This window comes from Rhodoferax sp. RT5P35 (genome assembly GCF_056521385.1).
In genome coordinates, this window is sequence record NZ_JBWMAX010000001.1 from 398,060 (window position 1) to 416,084 (window position 18,025).

General features: G+C 62.0%; 19 protein-coding genes. 5 read left to right on the forward strand and 14 right to left on the reverse strand.

Annotated elements, in window-relative coordinates; genetic code table 11:
* Positions 1-27: 27 nt before the first annotated feature.
* Genes AC097L_RS01725 through AC097L_RS01735 form a run of 3 tightly spaced genes read right to left on the reverse strand, consistent with a single transcriptional unit; the run spans position 28 to position 3,684 of the window.
* Positions 28-1,023 carry an ABC transporter permease gene (locus tag AC097L_RS01725; protein ID WP_479584381.1) on the reverse strand — a complete coding sequence of 332 codons (996 nt, stop codon included), beginning with the start codon at positions 1,021-1,023 and terminating at the stop codon, positions 28-30.
* Positions 1,004-2,503 (reverse strand): sugar ABC transporter ATP-binding protein, encoded by a 1,500-nt coding sequence (locus AC097L_RS01730; protein ID WP_479584382.1) that lies wholly within the window; start codon positions 2,501-2,503, stop codon positions 1,004-1,006. Before AC097L_RS01730 ends, AC097L_RS01725 begins: the two co-directional genes overlap by 20 nt.
* Complete coding sequence (locus tag AC097L_RS01735) at positions 2,500-3,684, reverse strand: ROK family protein (protein WP_479584383.1); 1,185 nt, start codon at positions 3,682-3,684, stop codon at positions 2,500-2,502. Before AC097L_RS01735 ends, AC097L_RS01730 begins: the two co-directional genes overlap by 4 nt.
* A gap of 231 nt (positions 3,685-3,915) precedes the next feature.
* Between AC097L_RS01735 and ppk2 the strand changes: the two genes are divergently transcribed.
* Entirely contained in the window at positions 3,916-4,809 is an 894-nt protein-coding gene (gene ppk2, locus AC097L_RS01740; protein ID WP_479584459.1) for a polyphosphate kinase 2, read from the forward strand.
* A gap of 289 nt (positions 4,810-5,098) precedes the next feature.
* Here ppk2 and AC097L_RS01745 read toward each other — a convergent pair whose 3' ends face one another.
* From AC097L_RS01745 to AC097L_RS01755, 3 genes are read right to left on the reverse strand one after another with little or no spacing between them, the layout of a single operon-like run.
* Positions 5,099-5,881, reverse strand: coding sequence for an SDR family NAD(P)-dependent oxidoreductase (locus tag AC097L_RS01745; RefSeq protein ID WP_479584384.1), 783 nt, complete (start codon positions 5,879-5,881; stop codon positions 5,099-5,101).
* 27 nt (positions 5,882-5,908) lie between these two features.
* Positions 5,909-6,370, reverse strand: coding sequence for a hypothetical protein (locus tag AC097L_RS01750; protein ID WP_479584385.1), 462 nt, complete (start codon positions 6,368-6,370; stop codon positions 5,909-5,911).
* A gap of 18 nt (positions 6,371-6,388) precedes the next feature.
* Complete coding sequence (locus AC097L_RS01755) at positions 6,389-7,021, reverse strand: hypothetical protein (RefSeq protein WP_479584386.1); 633 nt, start codon at positions 7,019-7,021, stop codon at positions 6,389-6,391.
* A gap of 164 nt (positions 7,022-7,185) precedes the next feature.
* On the opposite strand from AC097L_RS01755, the gene AC097L_RS01760 reads away from it, so the two are divergent.
* A complete protein-coding gene (locus tag AC097L_RS01760; RefSeq protein ID WP_479584387.1) occupies positions 7,186-7,356 on the forward strand; it encodes a GFA family protein in 171 nt (56 codons plus the stop codon).
* Between the two features lie 153 nt (positions 7,357-7,509).
* Here AC097L_RS01760 and AC097L_RS01765 read toward each other — a convergent pair whose 3' ends face one another.
* Positions 7,510-8,283, reverse strand: a complete 774-nt coding sequence (locus AC097L_RS01765) for a sulfite exporter TauE/SafE family protein (protein ID WP_479584388.1) — start codon at positions 8,281-8,283, stop codon at positions 7,510-7,512.
* A gap of 98 nt (positions 8,284-8,381) precedes the next feature.
* On the opposite strand from AC097L_RS01765, the gene AC097L_RS01770 reads away from it, so the two are divergent.
* Positions 8,382-9,314, forward strand: a complete 933-nt coding sequence (locus AC097L_RS01770; protein WP_479584389.1) for a LysR family transcriptional regulator — start codon at positions 8,382-8,384, stop codon at positions 9,312-9,314.
* 4 nt (positions 9,315-9,318) lie between these two features.
* On the opposite strand, the gene bla is transcribed toward AC097L_RS01770, so the two are convergent.
* Together bla and AC097L_RS01780 are read right to left on the reverse strand one after the other, a co-directional pair.
* Positions 9,319-10,212: a class A beta-lactamase gene (gene bla / locus AC097L_RS01775; RefSeq protein WP_479584460.1), complete on the reverse strand. Its 894-nt coding sequence runs from the start codon at positions 10,210-10,212 to the stop codon at positions 9,319-9,321.
* A gap of 89 nt (positions 10,213-10,301) precedes the next feature.
* Complete coding sequence (locus tag AC097L_RS01780) at positions 10,302-11,006, reverse strand: riboflavin synthase subunit alpha (RefSeq protein ID WP_479584390.1); 705 nt, start codon at positions 11,004-11,006, stop codon at positions 10,302-10,304.
* Between the two features lie 233 nt (positions 11,007-11,239).
* Between AC097L_RS01780 and AC097L_RS01785 the strand changes: the two genes are divergently transcribed.
* Positions 11,240-11,557: a hypothetical protein gene (locus tag AC097L_RS01785; RefSeq protein ID WP_479584391.1), complete on the forward strand. Its 318-nt coding sequence runs from the start codon at positions 11,240-11,242 to the stop codon at positions 11,555-11,557.
* Positions 11,558-11,560: 3 nt separating this feature from the next.
* Here AC097L_RS01785 and AC097L_RS01790 read toward each other — a convergent pair whose 3' ends face one another.
* The 4 genes from AC097L_RS01790 to AC097L_RS01805 all read right to left on the reverse strand — a co-directional run bounded on the left by AC097L_RS01790 (position 11,561) and on the right by AC097L_RS01805 (position 15,328).
* Positions 11,561-12,019: a guanylate cyclase gene (locus AC097L_RS01790; RefSeq protein WP_479584392.1), complete on the reverse strand. Its 459-nt coding sequence runs from the start codon at positions 12,017-12,019 to the stop codon at positions 11,561-11,563.
* Between the two features lie 162 nt (positions 12,020-12,181).
* Positions 12,182-12,811 (reverse strand): pseudouridine synthase, encoded by a 630-nt coding sequence (locus tag AC097L_RS01795; RefSeq protein WP_479584393.1) that lies wholly within the window; start codon positions 12,809-12,811, stop codon positions 12,182-12,184.
* 34 nt (positions 12,812-12,845) lie between these two features.
* A complete protein-coding gene (locus tag AC097L_RS01800) occupies positions 12,846-13,202 on the reverse strand; it encodes a VF530 family protein (RefSeq protein ID WP_479584394.1) in 357 nt (118 codons plus the stop codon).
* Positions 13,199-15,328, reverse strand: coding sequence for a PAS domain-containing hybrid sensor histidine kinase/response regulator (locus tag AC097L_RS01805; protein WP_479584395.1), 2,130 nt, complete (start codon positions 15,326-15,328; stop codon positions 13,199-13,201). Before AC097L_RS01805 ends, AC097L_RS01800 begins: the two co-directional genes overlap by 4 nt.
* Positions 15,329-15,573: 245 nt before the next feature.
* Here AC097L_RS01805 and AC097L_RS01810 point away from each other — a divergent pair, with 245 nt between their 5' ends.
* Complete coding sequence (locus AC097L_RS01810) at positions 15,574-17,763, forward strand: putative bifunctional diguanylate cyclase/phosphodiesterase (RefSeq protein WP_479584396.1); 2,190 nt, start codon at positions 15,574-15,576, stop codon at positions 17,761-17,763.
* Between the two features lie 79 nt (positions 17,764-17,842).
* Here the strand turns inward: AC097L_RS01810 and AC097L_RS01815 are convergent, their stop codons facing one another.
* The gene (locus AC097L_RS01815; protein WP_295956492.1) at positions 17,843-17,983 is read right to left on the reverse strand and encodes a hypothetical protein; all 141 of its coding nucleotides are present in this window, start codon (positions 17,981-17,983) and stop codon (positions 17,843-17,845) included.
* Positions 17,984-18,025 lie beyond the last annotated feature (42 nt).

The following is an 18,025-nucleotide window of genomic DNA, read 5'->3' on the forward strand; positions in this document are numbered from 1 at the left end:
GTAGCTTGCGGCTACCGGGTTGGAAATCTAACGTTTAGAGCGCTGCATGAATGCCACGCTAATGATCACAAAGCCCTGCACGGCAGCGTTCAGGTACACGCTGATGATGCTGGTCAGGTTCAGGATGTTGCTGATGACCGACAGCAAAATGGCACCCACCACCGTGCCGGTGATGCTGCCTGCGCCGCCCTTGAGCGCCGTGCCGCCCACGATCACCGCGGCAATGGCTTCCAGCTCCCACAGCAGGCCGGTGGTGGGCGAAGCCGAGCCCAGCCGCGGCACGTACAGCAGGGTGGCAATGCCCACGCACACGCCCAGCAGCACGTAAGTCAAAATTTTGATGCGGTCTACGTCCACTGCGGCGTAGCGGGCCACCTGCTCGTTGGAGCCAATCGCCTGCACGTAGCGGCCAAACGCGGTACGGTTCAGGATCACGCCGCCCAGCAGCGCCACTACCAAAAACACCCACACCGGAATCGGCACGCCCAGCAGGCTGGCGTAGTAGACGGGGCTGTACACGTCCGATAAATCGTTGTCCAGGGTGATCGCGCCGCCGTTGGCAAAGTAGGTCAGGTAGGCGCGAAAGATGCCCAGCGTGCCCAGCGTCACGATGAAGGGCTCGATGCGGCCTTTGGTGATCAGCAGGCCGTGCGCCAGGCCAAACAGCGCCCCCAGCACCAGCGCCAGGGCCATACCCAGCACCACCACCAGCACGGGTGAGGCCAGCATCGGCCCCAGGGTGTTCATGCACATGATCACGCTGCCCGCGATCAGCGCCGCCATCGACCCCACCGACAAATCGATACCGCCGGAGACGATCACAAAGCACATACCCACCGCGATGATGCCGATGAAGGCGGTGCGGGTCAGCACGTTCATGGCGTTGTCCAGCGTGGCGAAGTTGCTGTTCAGCAGCGTGCCCGCGATGAGCAGCAGGACGAGGCCGATGACCGGGCCCATGCCGTGCAGACGGCCGATCCAGTGGGTGGCGGTGCGGGGGGATTTAATGGCTTCCTGTGGCATGGCGGATGAGTTCCTGTTCGGTTAACTGGTGTTCTTCTAAAACGGTTTGCAACTGGCCGCCGCGCATCACCGCCACGCGGTGGCACAGCCCTATCAGCTCCATCAGCTCGCTGGAGATGACCACCACGGCCAGCCCCTCGCGGGCCAGCCGCTGCACCAGAAAGTAGATGTCGCGCTTGGCCCCCACGTCCACGCCGCGCGTGGGCTCGTCCAGCACGACTACCTTGGGCTGCGGGTGCAGCACCTTGGCCAGGGCCAGCTTTTGCTGGTTGCCGCCTGACAGGCTGGCGGCTTTGCTTTGCAGGTCGCCGGTGCGGATGCCGTAATCAATCACGGCCGTTTTCAGTGCGGCCATTTCGGCCTGCGGGTCCAGAAATGGGTGGGTGTAGCGCTCCAGCGCCATCAATGTCAGGTTCTCGCGCAGGCCAAAGTGCACGTGCAGGCCTTTACCCTTGCGGTCTTCGCTGAGATACGTCAGGCCCTGCTGGGCGGCGGCACGGGGGCTTTTGATGTCGGTGACGCAGCCTTGCAGCTCGATGCGGCCCGCCGTGCGCTGGCGCAGACCCAGCAGGCCTTCAAACAGCTCGGTGCGGCCCGCGCCTACCAGCCCGGCAAAGCCCAGGATCTCGCCGGGGCGTACCTCGAAGCTCACATCGGTGGTCCAGCCGGGCACCGTCAACCCGGTGACTTTGAGCATGGGCGAAGCGGCGGGCGCGTGCGGGGCAAAAATTGGAAACTTAGGCGGGTACAGGTCGGTCAGCTCGCGGCCCACCATCAGGCTGGCCATTTGCTGGCGGGTCAGGTTCTTGGTTTCCTCGCGGGCCACAAAGCGGCCATCGCGCATCACTAACACCTCGTCGGTCACCAGTTCCACCTCGTCGAGCTTGTGCGAGATGTAGACCAGGGTCACGCCGTCGGCCTTGAGCTGTGCCATCAGCGTAAACAGGCGCTTGGTTTCGCCGGGGGTCAGGGTGGCGGTGGGCTCGTCCATGATCAGCAGGCGGGCCTTGCGGAGCAGCGCGCGGGCAATTTCCACCAGCTGCTTTTCGGCCACGATCAGGTGCTTGACGCGGGTGTTCACGTCGGCCTGTAGGCCCACCTGGGCGATCGCCTTGGCGGCCTCGGTTTGCATCGTGGCATCGTCCAGCAGCCACCCTTTTTTCTTCTCGTGGCCCAGGAACAGGTTTTGTGCAATCGTCAGGTCTTCGGCCAGGCTGAATTCCTGGTGGATCAGCACAATGCCTTGCTCTTCGGCTTGGCGCGAGGTGGTGAATTGCATGGGTTGGCCGTTGATGCGCAGGGTGCCGCCAGTGGCCACTTCGAAACCGGCCAAAATCTTCATCAGGGTGGACTTGCCCGCGCCGTTTTCGCCCAGCAGGCCCACGGTGCGGCCCGCTTGCAAGGCAAAACTCACGCCGTGCAGCACGCGCACCGGGCCAAACTCTTTGACGACATTGTCAAATTCCACGTTCACGCTCATCGCGGGCTTCCTTTGTTTTTTAAGGTCTCTTGCATCGCCAGTACGCCTGCGCCCACCAGCCCGGCCTGCTCGGCCAGCGGGGTGTATTGGATCTCCAGGTGCCGGGTGGACAAGGCCAGCGAGCGCTGGTATACGCTTTGCCGCACCGAGGCCAAAAACAGCGGCCCGATGCGGGTGATGCCGCCGCCGATGAATACGTGCGAGGGGTTGAAGAAATTCACCACCGAGGCCAACATCTGGCCGATCAAATTGCCGCTGTGCTGGATGATGCGGTTCGCCGCCGCGTCGCCATGGCGGCTGGCATTGCCCACATCTTCTGGGGTGATGGTGCCGGTGTTGGCCAGGCAGGCGGCCAGCAGGGCGCTTTCGCCGGATGCGGCAGCCTCCAGCGCCATGCGGGTGATGGCCGGGCCTGCGGCCATGGCTTCCACGCAGCCCAGGTTGCCGCAGTGGCAGCGCGGCCCGGCGGTGTCTACGCAGATGTGGCCCACGTCGCCTGCCGAGCCGTTGGCACCCCGGTACACCTCGCCGTGGCAGACGATGCCGCAGCCAATGCCGGTGCCCACCTTGATGACCAGAAAGTTCTGCAAACTGCGTTGTAGCCGCCACAGTTCGCCCAGGGCCATGGTGTTCACGTCGTTGTCTACAAACACTGGCGCGGCAAAGTCTTCGCGCAGCGCGTCGCGGATGGAAAAGCTGTCCCACTGCGGCATCAGCGGCGGGTTGACCAGCTGGCCGCTGGCAAAGTCCACCGGGCCGGGTACGCCCATGCCGATGCCAATCACCTGCTGCGGCGTGGCAGCGCACTGGGCCAGCAGCTCACGCATCAACACCCGCACCCGGGCCATCACCAGGCCGGGGCCTGCGCGCACGTCGGCGGTTTCGGAGTGGCGGGCCAGTACAGATAAATCGGGGCGCAGGATGGCGATGTCCAGGCTGGTGGCGCCCAGGTCTGCGGCAACCAGTACGCCCAGGCTGGGGTTGATTTGCACCGTCTCCGGGCGGCGGCCACCGCTGGAGGCCTTCAACCCGGTTTCGGTCAACAAGCCCAGGTCAAGCAGGGCGGCGACCAGGCTGTTGGTTTTGCTTTTAGAAAAATCCAGCCGCTCGGCCAGGGCCAGACGCGACGCACCCACCGACCAAAAAATGGTCTGCAACAGGGTCGTTTCATCGACAGACATGTCCATTCCGAATGGCAAAACTTGTCTCCTTTTATGTCCAACCGTCGATAGAGCGCGGTCGGTGGCGGATGGTAGGCCGCACACTTCTGCCATACAAGTCTTATCTTCGACCAAATTCAGGTCAAACAATTTGAGGAACTTGCTGACATAGTTTTGTCATGCCATTGACACATGCGCGGGCTACCGTAGCATTATTTGCACTTGGAGAAGCCCTTGAACGCCAACGACGACATGGTGCAGCGCATGCACCGCGACCTGATCGACAGCTACGACGAGGAGCTGGAGCTGGAAATGGACGATCGCATGCTGACTGGCACGGACGCTGACTTTGATCCCACCACCGAAGACCAAAAAGAAGCCCGCCGCCAGTATTTCCGCGAGCTGTTTCGCCTGCAGGCCGAGCTGGTCAAGCTGCAAGACTGGGTGGTCGCCACCGGCCACAAGGTGGTGATCTTGTTTGAAGGCCGCGATGCCGCAGGCAAGGGCGGCGTGATCAAGCGCATCACCCAGCGCCTGAACCCGCGCGTCTGCCGCGTGGCTGCGCTGCCCGCACCCAACGACCGTGAACGCACCCAGTGGTACTTCCAGCGCTACGTGTCGCACCTGCCCGCCGCTGGCGAAATCGTGCTGTTTGACCGCAGCTGGTACAACCGCGCCGGGGTGGAGCGGGTGATGGGCTTTTGCACCGACGACCAGTACGAAGAGTTCTTCCGCACCGTGCCTGAGTTCGAGCGCATGCTGGTGCGCAGCGGCATCCAGCTGGTGAAATACTGGTTTTCGATCTCCGACCAGGAGCAGCACCTGCGCTTTCTGGGCCGCATCCACGATCCGCTGAAGCAGTGGAAGCTCAGCCCCATGGACCTGGAATCCCGCCGCCGCTGGGAGGAATACACCAAGGCCAAAGAGGTGATGCTGGAGCGCACCCACATCCCCGAAGCCCCCTGGTGGGTGGTGCAGGCCGTAGACAAAAAGAAGGCCCGCCTGAACTGCATCCACCACCTGCTGCAGCAAATGCCGTACCAGGAAACCGAGCACCCCGCCATCGTTCTTCCCGAACGCGAGCGCCACGAGGACTACATCCGCAACGCCGTGCCGCAGGAGATTGTGGTGCCTGAGATTTATTGAACACCCCCAGGCTACACACTGCGTGTTTTCGCCCCCCCCTTGCAGGGGGCAACCGCAGCGGCCTGGCGGAGCCAGTTCCGCGCTGTTTCACGAAGGTGTGTCTGTGCGGTAGGTATATGCTTTTTAGGCCGCTAGCGCTCATTGAATAAGCATGAGCAGCTACTGGATGCATAGCGGCGGTAGCCAATAGGGGTCGGATCCCAATTGCGCGGAAAACCGCTGCTATCGATAAGTACCGCAGACCGCATTTGGGCTCCGACCCCTATTGGCGGTTAGACACTGCAGCCGTTCACCCTCGCACATCCGCCACCGGTTCACTCCCAAAATCCCCCCGCCCCAAATAAGCCAATACCCGCGCTGCCGCATCTCCCGGCGATGTCAGCTGCCCCTTGCGGTGCAAATCGGCAAACGCCCCCTGGTCCGCAAACGTCCCCGCATCCGCCCCGCGCAACTGCGCCTGCATGTCGGTATCGATCACCCCCGGTGCCAGCGAGCACAGCTTGGCCCCATTCACCTGCCCCGCCTCGTCCAGCGCCACGCAGCGCGTGAAGTGGTCCATCCCCGCCTTGGCCGCGCAATAGGCGGCAGATGCCGCCATCGCCCGCCGCCCCAGCCCTGACGAAATATTCAACACCCGCCGCTGCCCCGGCCAGCCCCGCGTCGCCCCCAAGAACGCCGCTGTCAACTGCATCGGTGCCTCCAGCCCCACCCGCAGCGCCTGCGCCAGGTCCGCCGCGTCGGCATCCCGCAGCGGCGTGAGCTGCGCCAAAGTGCCCGCGTTATTGATCAGCGTCGCGCTGGCCCACCGCGCCGGGTCTTGCTGTTGCAGCCAGGTGCCCAGCCGCTGCGCCACCGGCAGGCTGTCCGCCAGATCCGCCTGCCACTGCTCCAGCGCGCTGCCCACCGGGGCAACCAGCTGCGCATTGGTTTGCCGCGAGATGCACACCAGATGGTGGCCCGCCTGCAGCAGTTGCTCGGCCATGGCCAGGCCCATGCCGCGCGATGCGCCGGTGAGGATGGTGAGGTGGTGGGGGGTGGTAAAGCGGGACGTTTGCGTAAGTTTGGTCTGCATAATATGCTATTAAATATATAGTGAAAATTATTGGCTTTGAGTTCGTGGCATTGATAAGTCACTTGGTTCATAGCATTTAACGATTCGACCAAAAGTGAGTTTTCTCAACGAAGAAGTCTCGGATTTGAGTTCTTTTAAATGAATCGGTTTGAACAAATCAACTGCATGCATTACAAGAATTGCCTTTTCTTGGGAGCTAGACAAAAACAGTGCTTTTAAGATGGATTCACTTGTTTCATTTGAATCTACTAATAGTGTCTCAGACTTTGTAAGCTCGCAACGATCAGCCGGAGTTGCATCGAACTCAAAAACAATTGCTGATAAGACAACTTCGCCATGACGACCAATTGCCATTGATACACTGGCATGGATGCCGGCGAAACAAGCCAGGAAAGTAATTAGAAAAAGTGCGGGAAGTTCTAATCTTTTAGCTATCCTGCGCATATGCACTTTCTCCCTCCGATTTGGATGCTTATCTAAAGAAGTCAATATGGCAAGAGTGCTTATTTAAGATGAGCTGGTGCGCCCCTTTTTTGAGGTAAATAAGGGAGCAACAATACATAGTATTTCAAATGCGATGGCGGCTCCAAATAATAGTAATGCAACGGAGCAAAGTAGCAAAAAGCTGGTTGCTGCAAGGTACGCCATAGGTGCGTTCGAGGCGCTCATTTTCAGTAAGTCTCCGATCCAGAGAGCGGCGTATCCCTTTGCCAAATAAAGGATCAAGATCGGGATGGCTATCACCGCGATTTTAAAGAAAGTATCATCCCAAAGTGCTCGAAAATAAGGTAACTGTGCAAAAAGTGACAGCGTCAGCGCTGAGACGAAAAAGACATAACCGAAAAAAACCAATGGTAGCCAGAAAATTTCTATTGGACTAGATAATGCTATGAGCAATACGACGATAGCTGTAGAGTGCAGTAGAAAAGTCGCCCAGATGCGAGTCGTTGATAATGCTCTAAATTGATTTAGTAAAAAAATTAAAAGACTTTGGAACCAGGTGCCCAAGTTTCTTGAAAACCAGGCAACGGTAATTACATTAAAAAATACATAGCAAGCGATAGCTAGAGGAATAACAATGATGGTCAAAAGAGCGATGCTCAAGGTGCTGATTGCACTCCACATTAAAGTCAGGAACATATATTTTTCGATCTATTATTGATAAGTAAAAATAGTAGCAGCTACTCGGCCATAGCCAAGCCCATGCCGCGCGATGCGCCAGTGAGGATGGACATAATTGCACGAAACTTGATAACTACCGCTGCAACTGTTCCATCGGTAACCGCACCCGCTTCTGGCCCGCGGTGGCCCGTGAAGAGGGCTTTCACCTGCTGGCCGGAGAGACCGACCTCAGCCTGTACCTGCTCAACACCCGCAAGAACCAGTATTACTTTTGCAAGCACTGCGGCGTGCGGGCCTTTGGCATCGGCACCGATACGCCGATTGGAAAGATTTACGGCGTCAATCTGGGCTGACTCGCGGGTATTTCCGACGCAGAGCTGGTGGCTTTGCCAATCCAGTACGTAAATGGCCGCAGCGGCGACTGGCAGGCGGTGCCGAAGTTCTTTAACCATCTGTGAGTGGGGTGCCGATGCCGGGTTTGACGCGGGCATCGGCTCGCGCGCACCTCACCCCAACACAAACGGCTTCACCAGCATCCACACCGCCGTACACAGCACCATCCATGCAAACGCCGCCTGCATGCGCTTTTCCGGCAGGCGGTGGGCCACGGCCACCCCGGCGGAGACGGTGAACAGGCCGCCGATGGCCAGGGGCAGGCCCATTTCCCAGTCCACCCGGTGCGCGGCGCTGTAGGCCATCAGGGCAATGATGGAGCTGGGCGCCACCAGGGCGAGGGACAGGCTTTGGGCCACGGTCTGTTTTTGGCGGAACCAGCCGGTGAAGATGGGGGTGGCGACCAGGCCGCCGCCCACGCCCAGCAGGCCCATGGCACCGCCACCCACCATGCCCACCAGGGGCATCCAGCGCAGGCTGCGCGGTGGGGGGGCAACGGCGGTGGGGCTGGCAGGGGTTTTGGCCAGCAGGCGCACGGCCAAGGCCAGTAGAAAGACGCTGAAGACCGTGCGCATGATTTCGGGCGCAAGGCGCGTGGCCACGTGGGCGACTACCCAGGTGGTCAGGCAGGCCAGCGCGCCGATCTGCAGCGCGGTTTTACGGGCTACGGGGTGGCGTTGGCTGTAGCGCCTCCAGGCGATCAGCAGGTTGGGCACCATCATGACCAGGGCGGTGCCCTGTGCCACGGCTTGGTCCATGCCAAAGCCCACGGCGAGCAGCGGGATGGCGACGATGCCGCCGCCAATGCCAAACAGGCCGCCCAGAAATCCCAGCGCGGCACCCAGCAGCAGCATCATCAAGAGCGCAGAAAGGGCGACATGCAGCATGGGGTGGATGGGCAGAGTGGGAATGTCCTGATGGTATGAGGCTCTACACCATGCATCAATGGGCCAGGATGCAATTCATTCGGTATTAATATGCACGAATGAAGGATACGCCCGATCTCAACTTCTTCGCCATCTTGGCGCGCCAGCCCAGCCTGGCGGCGGCCTCTCTGGAGCTGGGGGTCACGCCCCCGGCGGTGAGCCGCCGCCTGGCGCAGCTGGAGCAGCGGCTGGGCGTGCGCCTGCTGAACCGCACCACCCGGCGGCTGAGCCTGACCCCTGAAGGCGAGCGCTACCTGGAAGAGGGCGGCCGCCTGCTGCGCGGGATCGAGGGGCTGGAGCGGTCTTTGTCCGCGGGGGCCGAAGTGCCGCACGGGATGCTGCGCATCAACGCCACCTTTGGCTTTGGGCGTCGCCACCTATCCCCGGCGATTTCCGAGTTTCGCGGGCTGTACCCGGCAGTTGAAATCGTGCTGCAGCTCACCGACCGGACCCTGGATTTGACGGCCCACGCCATGGATATCGGCATCCACTTCGGCGAGCCGCCGGACCGGCGCATCCTGGCCCGCAAGATGGCCCCTAACCGGCGCTTTCTGTGCGCCGCCCCGGCGTACCTGCAGGGGCGGACGGAGCCCGCCACGCCGCGCGACCTGCACGCGCACGAATGCATCGTGATCCGCGAGAGCACGGCATTCAACTCGGCATTTAATAATTGGCAGCTGTCGGACGGGCAGCGCCAGGAAATGGTGAAGGTGTACGGCGGCTTGAGCACCAACTTTGGCGAGATCGCGGTGGACTGGGCGCTGGCCGGGCACGGTGTTTTGCTGCGTTCTGAATGGGACGTTGCGCCCTACCTGCGCTCGGGGCAGCTGCGCCGGGTACTGCCGGGCTGGGAGGGTTCGCCATCGGACATCTACGCCATTTACCCCCAGCGCCACCACCTGTCGTCCAAGGTGCGGCTGTTTCTGGACTTTCTGGCCGCCAGGTTTGCCGACCAGCGGGCGCTGGAGGCGGCGCGTACGCAGGTGTGGTGAAGGCTTAACCCGGCCCGGCGAGCACCAGCGCCGCCACCAGCTGCCCCACCTCTGCCAAGGCCTGGTCGCGCGTCTCTTGTGTTGCCGTGGTGTCGGTCAGGTAGCTGGTGACCAGCACCGGGCTGCGGCCGGGCGGCCAGAGTACGGCGATGTCGTTGTTGCTGCCGTGGCCACCGGAACCGGTTTTGTCGGCCACGCGCCAGCCTGCGGGCAACAGGGCGCGCAGTTTGCGGTCGCCGGTTTTGCAGTCCAGCAGCCAGCGGGTGATCAGCGTACGGGACGCGGGCGACAGGGCATCGCCCAGCACGATCTGCTGCAGGGTGCGCAGCATGGCGGCGGGGGTGGTGGTGTCGCGCGGGTCACCGGGCGTGGCCTGGTTCAGGTGCGGTTCTATGCGGTCCAGCCGGGTGGCGGTGTCGCCCAGGCTGCGGGCGTAGGCGGTAAGGGCTTGCGGCCCGCCAAAGCTGTGCAGCAGCAGGTTGGCGGCAGGGTTGTCGCTGACGGTGATGGCGGCTTCGCAGAGTTCGGCCACGGTCAGGGGTGGGCCGCCCACGCGTGGCTGGGTTACGGGCGCGTAGGGCACCATGTCTGCCGCTTGCACCGTGATCTGCCGGGCCAACTGTTCCTGCCCCTGGTCTACCCGGGCCAGCACCAGCGCGGCGGCCAGAAATTTGAAGGTGCTGCACAGGGCAAAGCGCTCTGCGCCGCGGTAGGCGTAAGCCGCGCCGGTCTGGGTGTCCAGCACGGCCACGCCCAGGCGGCCGCCGCTGGTGGTTTCGATCTGCTGCACCGCCTGCTGGAACCGGCTGGCGCTGGCGGGTGACTGGGCCCGCAGCATGGGGGCCATGCCGCCTATGGTGATGGCAGTAGCCGCCTGGATGATTTGGCGGCGTGGCAGGTTGAAATTAAGCATAAAAAGTGCCTCTGGCATATGTTCTACCTACGCGAGTAGCTATGAAAAGTATAGTTTTTGAACCGGTGCGCTATTTATTGGGGCAGGCTGGGTACGCCCACAAAGTCGTCCAGCGACAGGCCTTTTTCTTTCAACAGGGCTTCCAGCAGTGGCTGGAGTTTGCCCAGGCTCTCGGCCACGGTTTCGCGCACGGTGTCTACCACCACCTGGGTGCTGCGCTCGATCTCGATGTTGACCGTGTCGCCCGCCTGGATATGGCCAAAGGTGGTGGCGCGGCGGGTTTCGGGGATCAGCCAGACCTCGAACCAGCCCTCTTGGCGGTTGACTTCCGAGACGGTGAGGCTGGCACCGTTGATGGCGATGTAGCCCTTGGCGAAAATGTATTTGCGAAACGCTTCGGGAATCGCGAAGCGCAGTTTGCAGTTGGTGTCGGTCAGCAGCACGTCGATGAGGCTGGTGCAGAAATCCACGTGGCCGGATAGCGGGTGGCCACCGATTTCGGCCCCTTCCTTGGCGGCGCGCTCTACATTCACCGCACTGCCTTGCGTGGTTCGGCCCAGGGTGGTGATGTTCAGGCTTTGCAGCATTACGTCGAACGCGGCGGCGGTGGGAGATACCAGTTCGGTCACCGTCAGGCACACGCCGTCGACCGACACGCTGGCACCGATGGCCAGATCCTGGCAAAAGCCGGGGGGGAATGTGAGGTTGAAACTGCGCATACCGTCGCGGTCTTGCAGGGCTGCGATGGTGGCGGTGGCTTGGATGATTCCAGTGAACATGGTGCAGTGCAGTGGGTAAAGCCGCCATTGTCCGCTAGCGGGGGAATGGCGAGGTTTTAGGCTTAAAAAGAGCCTCTAGCGCTTGTTCTGCCTGCGCAGATAGCTATGGATACGGGAGCGTATGGGGGTTGTGGCACACGGCTTCTGTAGATTCTGGGCCGCCAGGGGCTGTGCAGACGTAAACTTGACCATTGCGCCACTTGCAGCCGCTCCCTCTCCCGAAGCCAACCGATATGCCCATGAACCTGCCCAATCTGCCCGGACTCCTCCAAGCCGCTGAACCGTCTGCTGCCGATGCCATTGCCGACGCGCTGGACAAACACAAGCAGGTGGCTGAAGAAATCAAAGAAGTGGCGGAAGAGTTGGGTGTAGTGCATGCCGTGCTGGATACCCAAATCCCGGGAGATGTGCACCACGAAGATGTGGTGGAAGCAGTGGCCCGTACCGACGCGCTGGAAAAACGCCTGACCGAATCTGCCAAAGTGCTGGAGGATGCCACCGAAGCGCTGGAGCAGGAAGTCAAGGCGCTGCAAGCGGGCCAGGGCTCTTAAATATTAGACCTGCGGTAGATGAGGCGGCAACAGCTTCGCCGCCTGCTGTTGCAGCTCGAATTCCGCATCCGGCAGGGTTAATTTTTGCATATCAAAATTGCACAAGGTGCCCCAAAGCTGGCCCTTGGTGCTGAGCAGGGGCACGCCGTGGTAACAAATCAAAATACCCTGGTAAGGGTGGCCGTCCACGCGCCGGTCGCTGGCGGTGTTGGCGGTTTGAAAAACGCCGTCGCGCAAAACAAACTGGCAAAAACTGGTGGCCAAAGGGATCTCGGCCAAATACTCGGGGCGGATCTCGCCTAACTTGTCGTACAGCAGCACATTGCGCAATATGCCATCGTCGAGTCGGTACACCGCTGTGAAGCGGTGCGCCACGCCTGCGTTCAGGTGATGGATGGCGGCTTCTGCGCCCTGGGTTTCGAGTACAGAGGAGAAGGCCGCGAGGCTTCGGGAGGGTTGCATGGTGCTAAGGGGTAATGGGCTTGCAATCAGGGGGCATAGCGAAGGCAGCACAGTTTATGCCAGTGGCACTGCACATTCCGTATGTTTTGCATTGAAAGTGCCTCTGGTGCACATTCGCTATGCACTAGTAGCTATTAATACAGTAGCAAATAGTTTGCAGGCTCAAAACGTTGCCGCACAGTCCCAGCGCAGTGCTACGCCGGTGACCGGGTGTTGTAAAGCCAGGCTGCTGGCGTGCAGCAGCAAGCGGCTGGCCATGGCTTGCACGCGGGGCGGGGCATACAGCGCGTCGCCCAAAATGGGGTGGCCGATGGCGGCCAAGTGCACGCGCAGCTGGTGCGACCTGCCGGTGACGGGTTCCAGTTCCAGCCGGGTGCTGCCGTCCATTGCCTCTAGTACGCGCCAGCGGGTGCAACTCGGTTTGCCGTGGTCCGGGTCGATCTTGCGCAGCGGGCGGTTCGGCCAATCTACGAGGATGGGCAGGTCGATCTGGCCGTGCTCCCCATCGGGTTGGCCCGCCACTACGGCGGTGTAGCGCTTCTCCACCGCGCGGTTCGCAAAGGCTGCGTTCAGCAAGCGCTGCATGGCTATGCCGCGCGCCATCACGATCAGGCCGGAGGTGGCCATGTCCAGCCGGTGCACCACCAGCGCGTCGGGGTAGACCTGCTGGGCGCGGGCGCTCAGGCAGTCTTGTTTGTCGTCTCCCCGGCCCGGCACCGAGAGCAGGCCGCTGGGCTTGTGGAAGACGAGGAGGTGGTCGTCGGCGTATACGGTGTCCAGGTCTGTTGTCATTACTGCCACACGGCTACGGGCAGAACACACACGCTCAGGGATGCCGTGGAACCGGCTTTGCCGGGCCACTGGCGTCGCCCCCTGCAAGGGGGTTGGGGACTAGCGTTTGCGCTGAAGCCTGGGGGTGAGCCAATCTTCCACGGCGTTGTTCGCGCTGCATGAATAAAAACAAGCCCTCGACCTTTTCGCGCGCCCAGGGGGTTTTGCGCAAAAACTTCAGGCTGGAGGCGATGCTGGGGTCGCTGGTGAAGCAGCGGATGTTGATCTGCTGGCTTAAGGACTCCCAGCCGTAGGCGGTAACCAGCTCGGTCAGGATGGCCTCCAAGGTCAGGCCGTGCAGCGGATTACGGACTTGTTTGGTGGGTGGTGTATTGGGAATATCAGTACTCATGCGGCGGCGTTGTCCAGAATCAGGCGCTGCACGGTAGCACAGAGTTCTTCCACGTCGTTGGGTTTGTGGATCAGGGCTTTGACACCTTCGGCGATGGCGCTTTGCTCGATCTCGGCGGTGATGTAGCCCGAGGCCAGGGCCACGGGCAGGTCGGGGCGGATACGCTGGGCTTCGCGCACCAGGTCCACGCCGCAGTAGCCGGGCATGTTGAAGTCAGTGACCAGCAGGTCGTAGGCCCCGGCGTTGACGCGCAGCTCGGCGGCCGCCTTGTTGGGATCAGAGAAGCCGCTGACGCGAAAGCCGCGTCGGCGCAACACGCGTTCGACCAAAAACACCAGGGCGTGGTCGTCGTCGACATACATCACATGCTTGCCCAGCACCTGTTCGCTGGCGACCGGCGCGGGCTCGGGCAGGGGCAGCGGCACTGCCATATCCGGAGCCATATCCGGAGAGGTGGCGGGGAAGTACAGGGTGAAGCGGCTGCCCAGGGCGGGAGCGCTTTGTACATCGACCGCACCGGCGTGGCTGCGCATCACCCCGTGCACCACGGCCAGGCCCAGGCCGGTGCCCTGGCCAACTTCCTTGGTGGTGAAGAAGGGCTCAAAAATGCGCAACAGGGTTTCGCCGTCCATGCCCTTGCCGCTGTCGAGCACGGTCAGCATGGCGTAGTAGCCGGGGCTGATGTTGAGGCGGTCGCACAGCCGCAGGTCGGGTTCCACGCCCGACAGTTCAAGGCTGACCACCCCGCGCTGGTCGCCGTGGGCCTGGATGGCGTTGGTGCACAGATTCAGCACGGCCTGCTGTACCTGCACCGCGTCGGCCATGACCACCGGGGTGTTGGGGTCGATGTGCAGGTGCAGTTCAACGGCCGGGGGCAGGGTGACGCGCAGCAGGCGCTCGGTTTCGCTGACCAGCTCGGCCAGGGCTACCGGGGCGCGGCGCGGGGCTTCGTTGCGGCTGAAGGTCAGAATCTGGCGCACCAGGTCGCGGGCGCGGCGACCGGCTTTTTCGATCTCGTGCAGGCTTACCTGGGCGGGCGAGTTGGGGCCAGCGTCTTCCTTGGCCAGCTCCACATTGCCCAGGATGGCGCTGAGGATGTTGTTGAAATCGTGCGCAATCCCGCCGGCCATGGTGCCCACGGCCTGCATTTTTTGCGATTCGCGCAGCTGGGCTTCGAGCACGCTGCGCTGCACTTCGGCACGCTTGCGGCTGGTCAGGTCGCGGGCGAAAACCGTGGTGGTCTCGCCGCTGGGGTGGCGCTCGAACGACACGCTGACCTCGACCGACAGGCGCTTGCCGCTGGCCGTCAGGGCCGCCATCTCGCCCAAAAATGCCTGGGTGGAGATCTGGTTCAAGGCCAGTGCGTGCCCGGCTTCAGGGAAAAAGCGCGTCAGCAGGCTGCCCAGGGCCTGCGAGGGCGGGCACTGGAACAGCACCGCTGCTGTAGGGTTGAAGACGGTAATGCGCTGGTCTTTATCGACGCAGATGATGGCATCCAGCGCTGAATTGATGATGGCCTCCAGCCGACTCTCGCTGGAGCGCAGCTGTTCGTTGCGCTGGCGCAGAGCGGTGGCGCTGAGCTGCAGGGCGCGGCGCTCGGCCAGCAGCGGGCCCTGGTCTACCACGGCGCAGATGTACTGGGCGATGGCATCCGACGCGCTGTCGAGCCGGGCGATGTGCAGGTCGCCCGACATCGCGCCGTCCTGGCCGATGGTGAACACCACTTCGGTGGCTTCGCAATGGCCGTCGACCCGTGCTTCGCGGAAGGCCTGGCGCACCTGTTCGGTGCAGCCAGGGCTGACAAAGGGCATCAGGAAATGCAGCGGCCGGTCTTGTTCGGTGGGTTGGAACAAGCGCTGCGCCATGGCGTTGCTCTGCACCACCATGTCGTGGTCATCCACCACCATCAAGGCCAGCGGCACGCTGGAGAACAGGGTTTCAAAGCGCTCGGATGCCGCTTCGGATGCTGCCTGGCTGTAGCGCAGCACCTTGTTCTGGCTTTCCAGTTCGGCCTGGTGGGTGCGCAGTTCCTGGATCACCTGGTGCGTTGGGACCGGTGGCGGGCTGTCGGTGGCCAGGCTGGAAGGGGTGCTGGGCACCAATGCGGAAGGGGATGACTGGCGCATGGAGGCTGGGGGCGGCTAGAAAACGGGTTGGAGAACTTGCACAACGCCAGTGTGGCAGGCCAGAAGCCTCTCATCCCGGTACCGCGTAAGCCATATTTTTATGGGTGGACAGTTGTAACAGTTTACGGGTTGGAGCGACATCTGTCCTATCTCTTTACCCGTCTGCAAGTTTAGGAATTCGTCTTGTGGACGGGTTACGATAGGTGGCCTACTGTGCATACACATAAATCCTTGTTTTTTTCTTGATGTCCCCCGCATTCAGTCCTGTTCTTGTCTACTCGCTCTGGGTCAATGCCGTGGTGGGAATAGCCATGGGGACTGCCTTGCTGTGGGTGTGGCACACACACCGGGCGCAGCTATTTATCCGGGACCTGGGCGCGTCGCAACTGCTGCAGTCTCTGGCACCTATGGGCTATCTGCTGGGCCACGAAGCCGATGCGCAATGGTCTTTGCCGGGCCTGTCCATGGCCGTTTTGGGCCAGATTGGCAGTATTGCGCTGCTGCTGCGGGGCAGCAGCCGGTTTTTTGGCTGGCGGGTCAGGCAGGTGGCGCATGGTGCGCGCCGCAGCAGGGCCGCCGACCGTCTGGTCGGGCTGTGGCTGGTGCTGCTGGGTACCAACCAACTGGGTTTTGTATTGTGGGGCGAGGCAGCGCTGGTGTTCCAGGCCAATGCCGGTGCGCTGCTGTGGCTGGTTTTGGGTTTGACTCTGGTTTATGCCAGCCTGGACCGCGCAATGGCCGAGTCGGGCCACTTGCGCGAACGGTTTGATCAACTGGTAGAGCGTTCCCACCAGGGAATTCTGGTGCTGGTGGGGCAGCGGGTGCGCTATGCCAATCCGGCGTTGCTGCGCTTATACGGGTTTGGGCACCAGCGGGAACTGAGCGTGGCCGGTTTGCTGCACGGCGTGCGGCGCGAAGAAGTCGACCAGGTACGGGCGCGCTGTCAGCAAATTGAAAATGGCACTGCCGACGATGTGTGCTGGGAGGGGCTGCGGCACCGCAAAGACGGCTCATCCGTGTGGTTGCGGTTTTCCGGCTGGCGCACGCTGTGGGGCGACGCGCAGGCGATCCAGATTCTGGTCACCGACCAGACTGCCCGGCGCGATGCCACCCAGGCTTTGCTGTACCAGGCCACGCACGACGAACTGACGGGCCTGCCCAACCGCAGCGCCTTGCTGCAACGCCTGCGCCAGCGTTGTGTGGCGTTGCCAGAGCGGCCCGAGTTTGGGCTGGTGCTGTTGGGGGTGGACCGCTTCAAGCTGTTCAATGAAGCCCATGGCCATTCGTTGGGCGATGAAGTGCTGAAAGCGCTGGCGGCGGCGCTGGTGCGCGAACTGGGCGAGGCTTGCGAGCTGATGCGCCTGGGGGCGGATGAGTTTGCGTTACTGGCCCTGCCGTACCAGGATGGCGACAAAGAAGTTGACACCGCCGCATGCATGGCACGCCGAGTGCAGCAAATGCTGCTGCGGCCGCTGGAATTGCCACAGCGCAATCTTTTCATCGATGTGTCCATGGGCATTGCGCTGTACCCGCAGCATGCCGAGGATGCCGAGGCCCTGCTGCGCGCAGCCAATGCGGCCCTGCACGCGGCCAAGCGCACGCCGGGTACTTCGGTGGCGCTAGCCGAGGCGCGGTTCGAGCGTGGCTCCAGCGATGTGCTGGAGCAAGAGCAGGCGCTGCGGGTGGGTATCGAGCAGCGCGAATTCAGCCTGCACTACCAGCCTAAGGTGGATGCCCACACCGGGCACCTGACCAGCTTTGAAGCCCTGGCCCGATGGCACCGGCCCGGGGTGGGCTGGGTCAGCCCGGTGGAGTTCATTGCGGTGGCCGAGCGTACCGGTTTGATTGCCGAACTGGGTTTGCTGCTGCTGACATTGGCCTGCGAGCAGGTGGCGCTGTGGCGACAGCAGTTGCACTCGGTGGTGCCGGTGGCGGTTAACGTATCGCCGCTGCAGATGCTGGACGGTGGGTTTCCCGCCTTGGTCGAACAGCTGTTGCGCCAACATGGACTGCCTGCGCGCAGCATCACCTTGGAGATTACCGAAAGTGCCGCCGTAGCCGATATGGACCAGGCGCGGGTGCAAATGCAGCAACTGCGTGAGATGGGCATTGTGGTCGCATTAGACGACTTTGGCACCGGTTTCTCGTCGCTGTACATGCTGCGCAGCCTGCCATTGCAGTCGGTGAAGATCGACCGGGGTCTGATCGAGCCTTTGCCCGCACCGGATGCCGCCGCTGTGGTACGCGCCATTTGCCAACTGGCAGTGGCATTGCGGCTGGATGTGGTGGCCGAGGGCATCGAGACACCGGTGCAGGCCGAAATCGCCCGTATGTCGGGTTGCCATGAACTGCAGGGCAACCTGTTTGCAAAACCACTCAGCCCCGCAGAAGCTGCGCGCTGGATGGATGAAGCCCCCATGGCGGTGTGGATCTGAGTACATCCTGGGCTGGCGGGCACAAAAAAGCCGCATTGGATGCGGCTTTTTTGGGGGGTGGGAAGCGTTACTTTTTCAGTTACTTCTTCAACTTGCCGCGCACCGGCACCACGGTGGTGATGGTGGGGCGTACAGCATCGGTAGAAATGGGCTTGGGAGGCGAAGTGTCCTTCTTGGGCTTCTTCGATTCCTTGTTGGTTTTTTGCTCGCCTTTGGCCATGGTTTTCTCCAGTCAATTAAGAGGTTTTTACGGCCTTGAGCT